Genomic DNA, 15,574 nt, shown 5'->3' with positions numbered 1-15,574 from the left:
GTCCACCGCCCAGCCCAGCGCTTCGCGTGCAGCCACGAAGGTCTTCTGGGCCAGCTTGATGCCCTCGATCAGCAGCATGCGGGTGTCGGTGACCATGCGGTCCAGGTTGCCGCGGCACAGCTGGTTCCACTCGGTGGCCGAACGGGTCACGCCACCGCGGTAACGCGGCGCGTCGGGCACCAGTTCGGTCCGTGCCATCACCATGGCGGCGGCACCGCAGCCCAGGGTCAGCGCGGCCATCTCGTTGCGGAAGTCATCGGCGGTCACGCCCGGCAGGGCCATGCGCTCGAGGGTCTTCTCGTAGACCAGGTTGGCGGTTTCGCCATCGACGATCAGCGCGTAGTCGATCTCACCGCGCTCAAGCATGCGCGCAGCGATGTCCATGCCATTGATGAAGGCCAGGCAGGCGTTGGCGACGTCGAAGGTCATGCACTCATCGCCCACGCCCAGGTTGCCCGAGACGATGCTGGCGGTGGACGGCTCCAGATAGTCGCGGCTGACCGAGGTGTTGACCAGCAGGCCGATCTTGTCGGCGCCGATCCCGGCATCTTCCAGCGCCTTGCGGGCGGCCAGGGTCGCCGCATCGGAGGCGAGCATGTCCGCATCCCACAGACGACGGGCGTGGATGCCGGCGATATCGCCGAGCACGTCGGTACGGATGCCCAGACGATCCAGCGTCGGCTGCAGACGTTCGTTGATTTCCTTGGACGTCAGCGTGTGCGGCGCGTCGATGTGCGCCAGGCCGGCGATAGAGACATTCTTGAAGAGCATCAGTTAGCGCCAAGGCTCAGGCAAAGGGGGCGCTATTGTAAGCCGGCCTTGCCTTCACCGCACCTTTACGAATTCACGCTTGGGCGTATGGTGCGCGGCCGGGCGCTGAAGGGTTCAGCGAGGCGGGCACTGGAAGGCCAGGAAACGCTGGCTGCCATCGGCCGGCTGGCCACTGGCCTGGACGGCATTGGCCCCGGCGCTGGGGGCTTCATTGCGTGCCAGGGTTTCCAGTTCTTCCTGCACGCGCAGGGGGTTGCGGTTGTAGAAGGCCACCTTGCTCTTGACCGTCACCACCACCTCGCCCTTGCTCTGGCAGCCGCTCGGCACCTGGCCGGGAGGCAGCACGCGCACGGTCTTGCCTACCGGTTCGATCGGCACCCACGTGCAGGCGGTGGCGCTGAGGGTGAGCAGGGAAAGCAGAAGAACGCGCATGTGGGAGACCTGGCTGGGCGACGAGAAAGGAGTGTGCGGGAAACGGCTGAATCGGGGGTGATGGGGTGCCGGGCCGAAGCCCGGCCCCCTGCTTCGGCAGGTCAGCGAGGTTGCCGGCCAGCGGCCGGCACTACCTTGCCATCTGCATCGATCACGTGGACCTCGCCCAGGTTCAGCGCGCGGACCTCCTTCTCGGTCTGCTTCAGGTCACCGACCACCACCCAGGTGAGGGTGTTCGGGTCCAGCGTGGCCGCCGCCTGCTGCACCTGCGCCGGGGTCATGGCCTCGATCTCGGCCTTGCGCTTGAACACATAGTCGTCCGGACGCTGGTAACGCACGATGCCGCTGATGGTGCCCAGCACCGCACTGGCGGTTTCATACGCGCCGGGCAGGCTCAGCGTCTGGATGTTGCGGATGCGCGCCACTTCGGCGGCAGTGGCCGGCTTGGCGCCACTGGCGAAGTCGCGGATCTCCTTCTGCATTTCCCGCATCGACTCGGCGGTCTTGTCGATCTGCACCGGCGCACGGGCACCCCAAGGGCGCTGGCCCAGGGTGTTGCTGGCACTGCTGCCGGCACCGTAGGACCAGTGTTTCTCCTCACGCAGGTTCATGTTCAGGCGCGACGTGAAGTCGCCGCCGAGCACGCCGTTGGCGATGTCGAAGCGGGTGCTGCCCGGATCCATCGCCGACGGGACCACCTGGCTGGCGAACAGGTTGGCCTGGACGGCGCCGGGCTGGTCGATCAGGTACACGCGGGCGTGGGTCGGGCGGGCCACGTCGACCGGCGCCTTGACCGGCGGGGCAGTGCCCTGGCCCTTCCAGTCACCGAACTGACGCTCCAGCAGCGGCACGATTTCCTTCAGGGTGGTGTCGCCGACCACGATCAGCGTGCCCTGCTCGGGACGCAGCGCGTCACGGTGGAAATCGACCAGGTCCTGGCGGGTCAGCGACTGGATGTCGGCTTCATTGCCACTGCCCGTGAACGGAATCGCGTACGGATGACCGGCGCCGTACAACAGGGTCGGCATCACGCGCATCGCCGCCGCGCTGGGGTTGACCTTCTCCTGCTGGATGCCGGCGATCCAGGTCGCCTTGACCCGGTCGATCTCGCCCTGCTCGAAGCGCGGCTGGCGCAGCATGTCCGCATACAGGGCCAGCGACGGGGCCAGGTTTTCCTTCAAGGCCGACAGGTAGACGCTGGCGCTGTCCAGCGATGCCGACGCACCCAGGCTGGCGCCGAGGGCATCGGCGGCGTTGGCGAACGGCAGTGCGCCGAGCTTGCCGGCGCCTTCGCCCATCAGGTCCATGGTGAAGTTGGCGGTGCCCTGCTTGCGGCCCTGGTCGGCGGTGAAGCCACCGGGGAATTCATAGCTGAACTGCACCACCGGAATGTCGTGGCGTTCGGCCAGGATCACCTGGGTGCCGTTCTTGAGCGTGGCGCGGTGCAGCTGCGGGAATTTCAGCTCCGGGAAGGTCTTGGTCTGCGGTACGCCGGTGCTGCGGTCGACCTGCTTGGGCAGGGTGGTGAACTTGGGATCCACGGCCGGTACGGTGAACGGCTTGGGCGATTCGGACGGCAATTCGGCCAGCGCCACGCGCGCGCCCGGCTCCACCACCACCGTGTGGTCGCCCACGCCCAGCCACTTGGCACCGGCGCTGCGCACGTCGTCGGCGCTGGCCGCATCGATGGTCGCCAGCGACCGGCGGAAGCAACCCGGATCGCCTTCGAACACGGTGCATTCGGCCAGCGCATCGGCCTTGCCGCCAAAGCCGCCGATACGCTCGATGCCACGGATGAAGCCGGCCCGGAAGGCGGTCTTGCCACGGCTCAGTTCATCGGCGCTCGGGCCATCCTTGACCAGGCGCTTGATTTCCTCGTCGATGATCGCTTCGACCTTGGCCGGGTCCACGCCCTGCTTCACGGTGGCCATCACCACGAAGTTGGACCCCAGCTGCGAGCTGTAGGCGCCGGCGCTGATGTTGTCCACCAGCTTGTCCTGGTGCAGCAGGCGCTGGTCCAGACGCGAGGACTTGGCACCGCCGAGCACCTGGGCGAACAGCTGCAGCTGGTCCAGGTCGGTGGTGCCGACCTGGGCCACGTTCCAGGCGCGGTAGATGCGCGCCTGCGGCACCTTGTCGGTCATCACTTCACGCGTGCTCTTCTCGCGCTTGGCCACGTCCACCTTCGGCTGGGCCATGCTCGGACCGGCCGGGATGTCGCCGAAGTACCTGGCGACCTTTTCCTTGGCGGTGGCCAAGTCGATGTCGCCGGCCAGCACCAGCACCGCGTTGTTGGGGCCGTACCAAGTGCGGAACCAGGTCTTGACGTCATCCAGCGACGCCGCGTTGAGGTCGTTCATCGACCCGATCACGCTGTGGTGGTACGGGTGGCCTTCCGGATACATCGCGCGGGTCAGCTTTTCCCAGACCTGCCCGTAAGGCTGGTTTTCGCCCTGGCGCTTTTCGTTCTGGACCACGCCGCGCTGTTCGTCGAGCGCGGCCTGATCGATCGCACCCAGCAGATGGCCCATGCGGTCTGACTCCATCCACAACGCCATGTCCAGCGCGGTGGTCGGCACGTTCTCGAAGTAATTGGTGCGGTCGGTGTTGGTGGTGCCGTTCTGGCCGGTCACACCGACCTGCTTGAAGGGCTCGAAGTACTCGCCGTTGTGGTTTTCGCTGCCCTGGAACATCAGGTGTTCGAACAGGTGCGCGAAGCCGGTGCGCCCCGCCGGTTCGTCCTTGCTGCCCACGTGGTACCAGATGTTCACCGCCACGATCGGGGCCTTGCGGTCGGTGTGCACCACCACGCGCAGGCCGTTGGGAAGGGTGAACTGCTCGAACGGAATGTCCACCTTGGCCGGCGTGGCGGGCTTGGCCAGCACAGGCGCCGGCACGAAGCTGCCCAGGGCGGCGGAGAGCGCTACAGCCAGCAGCGCGGCACGCGGGCGGAGTTGGACGGTCATTCCGTTTCCTTGGTCATGAAAGTGAAGACCGATGCTAGCGCGTGGCGGGCACCCGCGGCATCCGCCAACAGTCATTGCCGGTATCGGGGAACTTCCTGCCCCTGGGCGCCTTTGATAGGCCTGCTCACTCATTGCTGAGCACCAGGCCGCGGACCAAGGCGCGCCCGGCGCGGACAGGTGTCCGGACAGCGGACACCCTGAATCAAACACAAAACCCTTTTAAATCAACCACTAAAAGTTGGCACGGCGCCTGCTTGGTACTGGGTGGGGCAACGCGAAGAACAGAACAAAACTGACTCCGCGCTGAACAAAATAAAGAAAGTGCAGATTGTTCTTGCAAGCCCCGAACCGGTGTACTACCTTACTACCACACCACTGCCCACCAACACTAAACAGGCCCGCCATGAACACCAAGATCCTCGCCATCGCCATCGCCCTCGCCGCCGGTTCCGCGTTTGCTTCGAACGTGCAGGCCGCCGCCATCACCACCCTGGATACCCTGCAGGTCCGCCCGTCGGCCGACCAGATTGCCCAGGCCGAGGTCGAGCGCAGCAGCGCCATCCCGACCCTGGCCCTGGTGGAAGTCCGCCCGACCGCTGGCCTGATTGCCGACTACCGCGCCGAACTGGCCGGCAGCCGCCGCGTCACCACGCTGGCCTCGGTGGAAGTGCGCCCGACCGCCGAACAGCGCCAGGCCCTGGCTGCCGAACAGGTCAACGATCGCGATTACGTCGCCACCCTGACCGCCGCCGCCACCGCCGTCGCCCGCGACGTGATCGTCAAMCTGCCGGCCCTGCAGGTGCGTCCGTCGGCCGCCGATCTGCAGGCCCTGGCGCTGGAAACCGCTGTCCAGGTGCTGGTCCGTCCGTAACCGGTTGCTGCGGTAACGCGCAGCAGCCGCGTAAACTGCGGCGATGACCGCGCCCACGTTCCACGTCATCCTGTTCCAACCCGAAATCCCGCCGAACACCGGCAATGTGATCCGCCTCTGCGCCAACACCGGCGCGCGGCTGCATTTGATCGAGCCGCTCGGTTTCGACCTGAGCGACAAGCAGCTCAAACGCGCCGGCCTGGACTATCACGAATACGCTCGACTGCAGGTGCATCCAGACCTGGCTACCGCCCTGCAGACCATCGCACCCCGGCGACTGTTCGCCCTCAGTACCCGCGGCAGCGTGCGTTACGACACCCAGCAGTTCGAAGACGGCGATGCCTTCCTGTTCGGCCCGGAAACCCGCGGCCTGCCACAGGACCTGCTTGACGCACTCCCCGATGGTCGGCGCCTGCGCCTGCCGATGCAGCCGGACAACCGCAGCCTCAATCTGTCCAACACGGTCGCCGTGGTGATGTACGAGGCATGGCGCCAGAACGGGTTCGCCGGCGGGGAATAGCACGCCGTGCCGACCAACGGTCGGCACCTACCGGTGACACAGGCACCTGCCGGCCGCGTAGCACCTGACCGTTGCTCAAGTGGCCCGTTCAACGGTAGTGCCGGCCGCTGGCCGGCTCCCGACACCGCCGACACCCTTAAGCCGACACCCTTAAAACGCGTTGATGCCCGTCAGCTCGCGCCCGATCACCAGCTGGTGCACGGTCTCGGTGCCCTCATAGGTGATCACCGATTCCAGGTTCAGCGCGTGCCGAATCGCCATGTGTTCGGTGGTGATGCCCGCGCCGCCGAGCAGGTCGCGGCATTCGCGCGCGATGTCTATCGCCATGCGGCAGTTGTTCCACTTGGCCAGACTGACCTGCTGCGGATGCAGCTGCCCGGCATCCTTCAACCGCCCCAGCTGCAGCGCCAGCAACTGCGCCGTGGTGATCCGCCGGGCCATGTCGGCCAGCTTGATCTGCGCGCTCTGTGTGGCCGCCACCGGGCGCCCGAACAGCACCCGTTGCTTGGTGTAGTTCAGCGCCTCGTCCAGGCACGCCACCGCGGCCCCGATCGGGCCCCAGCTGATGCCGTATCGGGCTTGGTTCAAGCAGCCCAACGGGCCCTTCAGGCCCTGCACGTTGGGCAGGCGGTTGCGCTCTGGCACGCGTACGTTGTCGAAGAACAGCGCACCGGTCAGCGAGGCACGCAGGCTCATCTTGTGCTTGATTTCCTGGGTAGTGAAACCGGCCATGCCCTTCTCCAGCACGAAACCCTGGATGCCGTCTTCGGTATGCGCCCAGACGATGGCGATGTCGGCCACCGGGCCGCTGGTGATCCACATCTTGCTGCCGTTGACYACCCAGTCGCCGCCATCGCGTACCGCACGGGTCTTCATCGCCGCCGGATCCGAACCGCCATGCGCCTCGGTCAGGCCGAAGCAGCCGATCACCTTGCCGGCGGCCATGTCCGGCAGCCAGCGCGTGCGCTGTTCCTCGCTGCCGTAGGCGAAGATCGGGTACATGCACAGCGAACTCTGCACCGAGACGAAGCTGCGCAGGCCAGAATCGCCGCGCTCCAGCTCCTGGCAGATCAGGCCGTAGCTGACCGCGTTGAGCCCGCCACCGCCGTACTGCTCGGGCAGGCTGGAGCCGAGCAGACCGAGCGCGGCGATTTCCGGGATCAACTCGTCCGGAAAGCGGCCCTGGTCGAACGCGTCGCCGATGATCGGCAGCACGCGCGCGTCGGTGAAGCGCGCCACCGTGTCCTGCACGGCACGCTCCTCATCGGTGAGCAGGGCGCGGACATCAAACAGGTCGTACGGATTCAGTGACATGGCTACCCGGGCATGAAGGCGATCAAACAGGGGGCCATTGTGGTCGCTGCACCKCATCCGGCCAAGGCACGCCGCAGCACGGCCGCGGCAATGACGCGACCGCAGGTGCTGCCGGCGGCCCACCCAGGTAGAGCCACGCCGTGCGTGGCTGGCTGGCTGGCAGGCGCCATGAGCGCCGTGCGCAGCGGACGACACGTGGCGCTACCCCCACTCAAGATTGCGGGCGCATCGGCATTGGTGCGCCGCACCATCGGCATGCGTGAAGCACGCACTCACGTGGCGTCAACGTCGGCGATCTAGGCGGAAACGCCGCGTCCGGCTACCCTGCACACCTGATCCAGTAGTTGCGCCGTCTGCCGCGCGCGCGATTCCCAGGCAACCGCCAGCGGCTTTGGCCGACGGCACTACCCAAGAGTTACGCACCCCCATGAGCGAAGAGACCCCCGTCCTGCCCCCGCGTGAAGCCATGGAATTTGACGTGGTGATCGTCGGCGCCGGCCCCGCCGGCCTGGCCACCGCGATCCGCCTGCGCCAGCGCGCGATCGAGGCCGGCCGCGAGTTGTCCGTGTGCATCCTGGAGAAAGGTTCCGAGCCGGGTGCGCACATCCTGTCCGGCGCGATCATGGACCCGCGCGCGCTGACCGAGCTCKTCCCGGACTGGGCCGAGCGCGGCGCGCCGCTGAAGCAGAAAGTCACCCGTGACGAGTTCCTGTTCCTCAGCGAAACCGGCGCGCGCGGCACCCCGCATGCGCTGCTGCCGGAGTGCTTCCACAACGACGGCAATTACATTGTCAGCCTGGGCGAGGTGACCCGCTGGCTGGCGCAGCAGGCCGAAGCGCTGGAAGTGTCGATCTTCCCCGGGTTCCCCGCCGCCGAAGTCCTCTACACCGCCGAAGGCGCGGTGATGGGCGTGGCCACCGGCGACATGGGCATCGAAAAGAACGGCACCCCCGGCCCCAATTTCGAACGCGGCATGGAACTGCATGCCAGGTACACGATCTTTGCCGAAGGCTCGCGCGGCCACCTTGGCCGCCAGTTGATCGCGCGCTACCAGTTGGATGCCGGCAAGGACCCGCAGGCCTACGGTATCGGCATCAAGGAACTGTGGCAGATCGATCCGGCCAAGCATGAGCCGGGCCTGGTGGTGCATGCCGCCGGCTGGCCGCTGGACAACGCCACCTATGGCGGCGCGTTCCTGTACCACGCCGACGGCGGCAAGGTGTCGATCGGCTACGTGGTCGGCCTGGATTACAAGAACCCGTGGCTGAGCCCGTTCGAAGAATTCCAGCGTTTCAAGACCCACCCGTCCATCCGCAAGCACCTGGAAGGCGGCAAGCGCATTGGTTACGGCGCGCGCGCGATCACCGCCGGCGGCCTGATGTCGCTGCCCAAGACGGTGTTTCCCGGTGGCGCGCTGGTCGGCTGCGAGGCCGGCTTCCTCAACGTCAGCCGGATCAAGGGCAGCCATGCGGCGATCAAGACCGGCATGCTGGCCGCCGATGCAGCGTTCGATGCGCTCGCCGCCGATCGTCAGCACGACGAACTCAGCGCCTACCCGGCCGCGTTCGAGACCAGCTGGCTACATGAGGAGCTCAAGCAGTCCAAGAACTTCAAGCAGTGGTTCAAGAAGGGCCAGACCGTGGCCACGCTGATGACCGGCATCGAGCAGTGGCTGCTGCCCAAGCTCGGCATCCGCAACCCGCCGTGGACGCTGCGCCACAGCACCCCGGACCACGCCTGTCTGGAGGCGGCCGACAAGCACGCCAGGATCGTCTATCCCAAGCCCGATGGCGTGCTCACCTTCGACAAGCTCAGCTCGGTGTTCCTGAGCAGCACCAACCATGCCGAAGACCAGCCCAGTCACCTCACGCTCAAGGACGCCAGCGTGCCGGTGCGGATCAACCTGGCCGAGTATGCCGGCCCGGAAGCGCGCTACTGCCCGGCCGGGGTGTACGAATTCGTCGGTGCGCAGGGCCAGGAGCAGCTGCAGATCAATGCGCAGAACTGCGTGCACTGCAAGACCTGCGACATCAAGGACCCCACCCAGAACATCGTCTGGGTGACCCCGCAGGGCGGTGGCGGCCCGAACTACACGGGCATGTGATGCGACACGCCTGCCTGCTCGGGGTCGCGCTGTGCCTGTGTGCGTGCACGCGCACTGCGCAGACGCCCGAGCAGGTGCATCAACAGCAGCTGCAGCGCGCGTTCGCGATCTGTGCCGGATGCCACACCGTCACCCCGGGTGGCGTGCATCGTTTCGGTCCCAACCTGCACGGGGTGGTCGGGCGTCGCGCCGGCAGCCTGGCCGACTATCCCTATTCCACTGCAATGCGCCAGGCCGACATCACCTGGAGCACGGACACCCTGGATACCTTCCTGCGCGCGCCGGCCGCCGTTGTGCCGGGGTCGCGGATGGTCAATGCCACCGCCGATGCGGAACGGCGGCGTCAGGTCATCGAGTACCTGCAGCAGGCACGCTGACCGTCAGTCCTGTTGCAGCGACGCCAGGTAAGTGCGCAGGGCGGCATCGAAGCGCTCCAGTTCCTCGCCGCAGGCATCCACGCCGTGCACGCCGACCTGCTGCATCAGCGAACGCGCCTGTTCCACCAGCACACCGGCACCGAGGGTGCCCAGCCCGCCGACAATGCGGTGCAGCACCTCTGCCACCGTGTCACTGTCACCCTGCGCGCGAGCCGCCTGGGCGCGGCGCAGGTCCTCTTCGGTGGTGCTGCGCATGCTCTCGATCATCACGCCGGCCACATGCTCGGAACCGAAGCGCTGCACGATCGCCGTGCGCGTCGGCATCGCGCCCGACGGTGTCGCCTGCGGGACGGCCACCGGCGTTTCCTCGTGGCCGGGCAGCCAGCGCAGCAGCACCTGGCGCAAGGTGGCCAGCGCGACAGGCTTGGCCAGCAGATCGTCCATGCCGGCCTCGCGGCAGCGTTGCAGGTCTTCGGCGAGCGCGCTGGCAGTCAATGCGATCACCGGCATCCGCGGCAGGCCGCGCTCCAGTTCGCGTTCGCGCAGGCGCCGGGTCATGGCGTAGCCGTCCAGCACCGGCATCCGGCAATCGGTGATCACCAGGTCGAAGTGTTCCTGCTCCAGCAGCGCCAGCGCGTCCTGCCCCTGCGCGGCAAGCGCGTAGGCAAGGCCGAGTTGCTGCAGCCGCCAGCGCATCAGCGCCTGGTTGGTGGGATGGTCCTCCACCACCAGCACGCGGTACTGCCGCAGCGTCTCCGGCAACGCACCCAACGGCTCGCCGTCGCGTGCCGGGGCCGCATCGGACTCCATCGCCGGCACCCGCGGCAACAGCAGGTGCACCACCACTTCAGTACCCTCCCCGGGCACGCTGTGCAGTTCCAGGCTGCCGCCCATCAAGGCGACCAGCCGCTGGCAGATGCTCAAGCCCAGCCCGGTGCCACCGTACTGGCGGGTGGTGGCGATATCGGCCTGGGCGAAGGGCTTGAACAGGCGCTCGCGCTGCCCCGGTGAGATGCCGATACCGGTGTCGGTCACCGCCAGACGCAGCCGCTGCGCGCCATCCTCCTCGTCGGTCACGCCCAGCGCGATGGCAACGCCGCCCTGCTCGGTGAACTTGATGGCATTGCTGAGCAGGTTGAACGCGATCTGGCGCAGGCGCATGCCATCGCCCAGGTGCATCGGCGCCACCGCCACATCGACCTGCAGCTGCAGTGTCAGCCCTTTGGCCGCGGCCTGCGGCGACAGCAGCTGCTGCACGTTGTCGAGCAGGCCGCGCAGCGCCAGCGGCTGCAGTTCCAGGCGCAGCGCGCCGGCTTCGATCCGCGAGTAGTCCAGGATGTCGTCAAGGATGTGCCGGAGCATCTGCGCCGAGTCCTCGATCACCGCGATGATGCGCCGCTGTTCGCCATCGAGCGGGGTATGGGCCAGCACTTCAAGCATGCCCAGCACTCCGCTCATGGGCGTGCGGATCTCATGGCTCATCGTGGCCAGGAAATCGGACTTGGCCGCGGTCGCGTGCTCGGCCGCAGCCTTGGCGGCAGCCAGCGCATCGGCCTGTGCACGTGCCTCCGTGACATCCACCCAGTACCCGCTCCACAGGATTTCACCGGCATCGACCGCGTAGGGCAGCGCGCGCGAGCGCACCCAACGAAGGCTGCCGTGTGGGCTGGTGCGGAACTCGATGTCCAGCGCGGCGAAATCGCGTGCGGCGTGGTCCAGCGCCTGGCGGACACGCTCGCGATCCTGCGCATCGATGCAGGCCATCAGCCGCTTCTCGTCCGCCATCGCATCGGCCACGCTCAAGCCGAACAGCGCTTCCAGGTCGCCGGCGATGTACGGGAAGGAGAACTCGCCACGGCTGTCGCGCCGCGCCTGATACACGGTGGCCGGCAGGTTGTCGGTCACCCCGGCAAGGCGCTGCTCCAGGCGCCGGCGCATGCCGACCTCACGGCGCAGCCGCCAGTAGCCCCAGCCGTGCACCAGGATGGCGGTCAGCAGCACCAGCGCCAGCGGCACCGCCCAGCGCGCGATCGAACGCCAGTCCACCTCGCTGTGGTACTCGGCCGACAGCCAGTCACCGCGAATGGCTTCATGCTCGCGCGGGCTGAGGTTGACCAGCACGCGGTCGAAGGTGGTCGCCAGCGGCGCGTACTGGCGCTTGACCGCCAGCGAAAGGCGGTCGGAGAAGCCAGCCGGCGCGGTCACATGCAACTGCGCGGGGTATTTCTCCCGCACGATGCGATCGGTGGTGGCCAGATTGCCGATGTAGGCGTCGGCGTCCCCGTGGGCCAGCCGCGCCAAGGCCTGCTCGGCACTGCGCGCGGGCACGATGCGCGCATTCGGCGCGTGCTGCAGCACGTAGCCGCGCAGGCGCTCGGGATCGGACAAGAGGATGCTGCGCCCGTCCAGATCGGCCAGGGCCAGTACCGAGGGGCTGTCGGCGCGCACCACGATCACGTTGGGCACGGTGATGAAGGGCTGGCTGAACACCCAGTCCGGCCCGAGGTAGGCCGAATCATTGGGAATGCCCATGATCACGTCGACCTCGCCCTTGCGCAGCTGCTCGCGCACCTCGAACCAGTCGTGCGCCGGTACCTGCGCCAGGTGCGCGCCGACCATGCGCAGTTGGCGCAGGTAGTCGCCCGCCACGCCGCTGGGCTGTCCGGCGGCATCGATGAAGGCCAGCGGCGCGGCGTTGGGCGCGAACGCCATCCGCAGCGGCGTGGCCAGCACCTGCTTCTCGGCATTGCCCAGGATCAGCCGCGACCGGGTGGACCACTGCAGCGGATGCAGCCAGCGTTGGGCCAGTGCGTCGTGTTCGCCGCGGGTGACTTCGCTGAGCGCGCCATCCAGTGCTTCGGCCAGCGGCTGCTTGGCATTGGGAACGCCGAAGTGCAGACGCTCCGGTGGCAGGTCGCTGGGCCGCAGCAGGGTGACCTGGCGCATCGCGTGCTGGTCGATCAGCATGTTGGCCACGTACGCGTTGCCGATGTATACGTCGGCTTCGTTGCGGCCGACCATGTTCAACGCGGTCAACGTATCGGCGGCGGTGACCTGCAACGCGGCCGGAAAGCGCGCGCGCACCTGGTCGCTGGTGACGAAGTCGCGCTCGGTCACCACGCGCAGCCCATGCAGGTCCGGGTCGGTGGAGGTGCGGGTGTCATCGGGGCGCCCGACCACGGCCAGCGGCGCATCCATGTAGGCACGGGTGTAAACCACGCATCGGGTGCGGTCGGCGCTCAGGGTGATGTTCATCACCACATCGATTTCGCCTCGACAGGCGGCATCGAGCACCTCGGCCCAGCTGCCGTACCTGCGCACGTCCACCCGTACCCCGAGGCGCCGCGCGAGCAGGCTCAGGTAGTCGTAACCCAAGCCCTGCGGACGTCCATCGTGCATCGATTCGAACGGCGGCCAGCCGCTGTCGTAAATGCCCAGGATGATGGTAGGGTGCCGACCAAGCCATTCACTCTGGCGGGATGATAGCGACGCCGGCGCGGCCGGCGCGTCCGCCCCCACCGCCAGCATCGGCACGAGGGCAAGGACCAGCAGCAACAGCCAGCGGGCAACCGGAGTACGCATGCGGTCTTATCTCCGTAGAATGATGTTTCCACCACGGCACGGCCCGAGCGGCGTCCGCCTAGGCGACCATACTAGTCCATGACCCTGCGCATCATCATCGCTGACGATCACCCGGTGGTCCGTATCGGCACCAAAGCGGTGATCGAAGCCAGCGGCGTGGGTGTGGTGGTGGCCGAGGCCAGCAGCGCCGACGAACTGCTCACCGCATTGACCACCCAGCCCTGCGATGTGCTGGTGACCGACTACTCCATGCCGGGCAGCCAACAGGCCGACGGCTTTGCCATGATCGGCATGATCCGCCGTCGTTTCCCGGACCTGCCGGTGCTGATGTTGAGCGTCTCCAACAACCTGGCGATCCTGCGCATGGTGGTCTCCATCGGCGTGCTCGGTCTGGTCGACAAGACCTCCTCGATGGAAGAACTGCCGCTGGCCATCCAGACCGTGCAGCGCGGCTTGCCCTACGTGAGCCGCACGCTGAAGGAGCGCATTGACGCGATCGGCACGCACAACGTCGATGAGATCAGCACCAAACCGCTTTCGCCCCGCGAGGTCGAAGTGCTGCGCCTGCTCGGCAGCGGACTGACCGTGAAAGAGATCGCCCTGCAGCTGCACAAGAGCGTCAGCACGATCAGCCGTCAAAAGGGCGATGCCATGCTGAAGCTGGGCCTGAAGGGCGATGCCGAGCTGTTTGACTACCTGCGCGACGGCGAAATCTGATAAATCGGTCACACTTTTAGCTCAACGCATTCCCCTCCCCTTGTGACGGGGTTGGCAGATATGCCATGATGTCGCTGGATGAGTTCCTAATGCGAGGTCGAAGGAATCGGCCGGCTCATCTACCACGCTCCCCCGTCATGGGCCGGGGCGTCTTACGCGTCGGCCTTCCTGCCCGATGCCCGCAGATCCATGGAGAGGCGCATGAACTTCCTTCCCGCCGTCAGTCCGAGCCTTGTGCGTCCGCGCGTGCGCGTGGCGTTGGTCGGCCTGTTGGTCGCGCTGCTCGCCAGCGCATGCAGCCCCTCGCCTTCGACCGCGTCACCACAGGGCGCCTCCGCGCCACGACAGGATGTTGCCCCGATGCAGAGCACCCTTACTCCCGCCGCTACCGCCACGCCGCCCGATGCCGGCAGCGTGCTGTATTTCATCTACCAGGTCGACGGCGATGGCGCGACGTCATATGAAGTTGCCAATGGCGCGGTCGCGACCTTCTGGTTCGGCCATGCCTTCGAACTGGGCGGCACCAGGTACTACACCGGCTTTGCCTGGAACACCGTGGCCAAGTACGGCAAGCCGGGCGAAGACGAGGCCGGCCCGGAGACCCAGGTAACGCTGACCGAAGCCACCTTCACCCTGACCGGCACCAAGGCCGACAAGCCCTGGGTGTTCAAGGGCATGGAACGCTCGATCGGCAAGGTCGGCGCCTACGGCAACCCGCCCACCATCGACAGCAAGCGCAAGCCGGTCGAACACCGCACCGCCGGTGGCAAGCTGCTGCTGGCGGTACCGACCAGCAGCTTCGAGGCCGGCACCAGCATTGATGGCTACAGCATCCTGGTGTTCAACCCGGACTACGCGCAGGACAAACAGGACGACCGCGTCTGGGCCTACCTGGGCTCGGTCACCACCGGCGAAGACAACGCCGCCGCCTGCGACGAAGGCCAGGCCATGCCGTGCATCGGCAGCGATGGCGAACTGGCCTTCAGCGCCGTGGCCGGCAGCGATCTGCCCGCGATCCGCGTCACCCGCACCGGCACCACCTTCGACGGGCCGGATGCAACGCGTCCGATGGGCCCGCAGGACACGGCGACCTACGCCTACGATCCGGCCGCCAAGGCATACGTACAGAAGTAAGCAGCAAGCAGGACCTGTTGACCGACATGTTGAAGACTCATGGATGAGTCCGGTTGGCGTACTGCGGCATAGGCCGCTCCAACAACCCCAGAGGAAGACGTCATGGCACAGCGTGACTACAGTAAAAAGGAAGTTCTCGACATCATCGAGCAGGTCGCACAGCGCAAGGGCATCCCGAGCGAGGATTTCCTGCGGTTTGCGCACATCGAAACCGGCGGCCGCTTCGACGAGCGCGCCGAGAACAAGACCACCCACGCCAAGGGCCTGTTCCAGTTCCTGCCGTCCACCGCAGAACGTTACGGCCTGAAAGGTCACGAGTTCGATCCGACCCGTAACACCGAAGCGGCCGCGGAGATGTTCCAGCGCAACCTGACGGACATGCAGAAGCGGCACGACCGCACCGGGCATCCGTACCTGTCCGGCGAAGACAAGCCGACCGGGCTGGACCTGTACTTGGCGCACCAGCAGGGCGAGGCCGGTTACGGCTCGATCCAGACCGCGATCGCCACCGGCACGTTCGGCGTGGTGCGCGACCGCCATGGCGAGYAGATCGACATGCGGCCGCGGATCATGGCGCAGATCGGCGATGACGTCCAAGCGCTGACCGGCCACAGCCGTGCCGACATGCGCAAGATGAACGACCACGACCTGGCCGCCAGCTTCGCCCAGTACTACGACCGCAAGTACGATGCGATCAGCATCCCCGAAAAGCACGTCGCCCCGCTCACCGAAGGCCACGCGCGCCCGGCCCAGCAGCAGGCACCGTCTGCCCCGACGCAGACGGCC

At 67.0% G+C, this 15,574-nt stretch carries 12 protein-coding genes; 7 read left to right on the top strand and 5 right to left on the bottom strand.

Annotation, left to right across the window (positions count from 1 at the left end):
* The 3 genes from AC1DQP_RS07285 to AC1DQP_RS07275 form a co-directional block, all read right to left on the bottom strand.
* The coding region (locus AC1DQP_RS07285) for a 3-oxoacyl-ACP synthase III (RefSeq protein WP_478051343.1) at nt 1–771 on the bottom strand (771 nt) is incomplete at its 3' end.
* Nucleotides 772–885: 114 nt separating this feature from the next.
* The gene (locus AC1DQP_RS07280; protein ID WP_256775275.1) at nt 886–1,203 is read right to left on the bottom strand and encodes a DUF4156 domain-containing protein; all 318 of its coding nucleotides are present in this window, start codon (nt 1,201–1,203) and stop codon (nt 886–888) included.
* Between the two features lie 101 nt (nt 1,204–1,304).
* The gene (locus AC1DQP_RS07275) at nt 1,305–4,169 is read right to left on the bottom strand and encodes a M16 family metallopeptidase (RefSeq protein WP_457318392.1); all 2,865 of its coding nucleotides are present in this window, start codon (nt 4,167–4,169) and stop codon (nt 1,305–1,307) included.
* A gap of 403 nt (nt 4,170–4,572) precedes the next feature.
* Between AC1DQP_RS07275 and AC1DQP_RS07270 the strand changes: the two genes are divergently transcribed.
* Both AC1DQP_RS07270 and trmL read left to right on the top strand, forming a co-directional pair.
* Entirely contained in the window at nt 4,573–5,040 is a 468-nt protein-coding gene (locus AC1DQP_RS07270) for an XAC0231 family protein (protein WP_478051342.1), read from the top strand.
* 43 nt (nt 5,041–5,083) lie between these two features.
* Entirely contained in the window at nt 5,084–5,560 is a 477-nt protein-coding gene (gene trmL, locus AC1DQP_RS07265; RefSeq protein ID WP_256775278.1) for a tRNA (uridine(34)/cytosine(34)/5-carboxymethylaminomethyluridine(34)-2'-O)-methyltransferase TrmL, read from the top strand.
* Between the two features lie 150 nt (nt 5,561–5,710).
* Here the strand turns inward: trmL and AC1DQP_RS07260 are convergent, their stop codons facing one another.
* On the bottom strand, nt 5,711–6,874 hold the full coding sequence (locus AC1DQP_RS07260) for an acyl-CoA dehydrogenase family protein (protein ID WP_457318390.1): 1,164 nt from the start codon (nt 6,872–6,874) through the stop codon (nt 5,711–5,713).
* A 427-nt stretch (nt 6,875–7,301) separates the two neighbouring features.
* Between AC1DQP_RS07260 and AC1DQP_RS07255 the strand changes: the two genes are divergently transcribed.
* On the top strand, nt 7,302–8,978 hold the full coding sequence (locus AC1DQP_RS07255) for an electron transfer flavoprotein-ubiquinone oxidoreductase (RefSeq protein ID WP_478051341.1): 1,677 nt from the start codon (nt 7,302–7,304) through the stop codon (nt 8,976–8,978).
* Nucleotides 8,978–9,355, top strand: coding sequence for a c-type cytochrome (locus AC1DQP_RS07250; RefSeq protein ID WP_457318388.1), 378 nt, complete (start codon nt 8,978–8,980; stop codon nt 9,353–9,355). Before AC1DQP_RS07255 ends, AC1DQP_RS07250 begins: the two co-directional genes overlap by 1 nt.
* Nucleotides 9,356–9,358: 3 nt before the next feature.
* Here AC1DQP_RS07250 and AC1DQP_RS07245 read toward each other — a convergent pair whose 3' ends face one another.
* The gene (locus tag AC1DQP_RS07245; protein WP_457318387.1) at nt 9,359–12,937 is read right to left on the bottom strand and encodes an ATP-binding protein; all 3,579 of its coding nucleotides are present in this window, start codon (nt 12,935–12,937) and stop codon (nt 9,359–9,361) included.
* Between the two features lie 78 nt (nt 12,938–13,015).
* On the opposite strand from AC1DQP_RS07245, the gene AC1DQP_RS07240 reads away from it, so the two are divergent.
* The 3 genes from AC1DQP_RS07240 to AC1DQP_RS07230 form a co-directional block, all read left to right on the top strand.
* A complete protein-coding gene (locus AC1DQP_RS07240; protein ID WP_256775283.1) occupies nt 13,016–13,654 on the top strand; it encodes a response regulator in 639 nt (212 codons plus the stop codon).
* Nucleotides 13,655–13,855: 201 nt separating this feature from the next.
* Entirely contained in the window at nt 13,856–14,788 is a 933-nt protein-coding gene (locus AC1DQP_RS07235; RefSeq protein ID WP_457318386.1) for a hypothetical protein, read from the top strand.
* A 102-nt stretch (nt 14,789–14,890) separates the two neighbouring features.
* A partial coding sequence (locus AC1DQP_RS07230) for a transglycosylase SLT domain-containing protein (protein WP_478051340.1) occupies nt 14,891–15,574 on the top strand: 684 nt, incomplete at its 3' end.

Source organism: Stenotrophomonas sp. P5_A8 (assembly GCF_056400545.1).
This window is presented reverse-complemented; position numbering and strand designations above follow the sequence as displayed.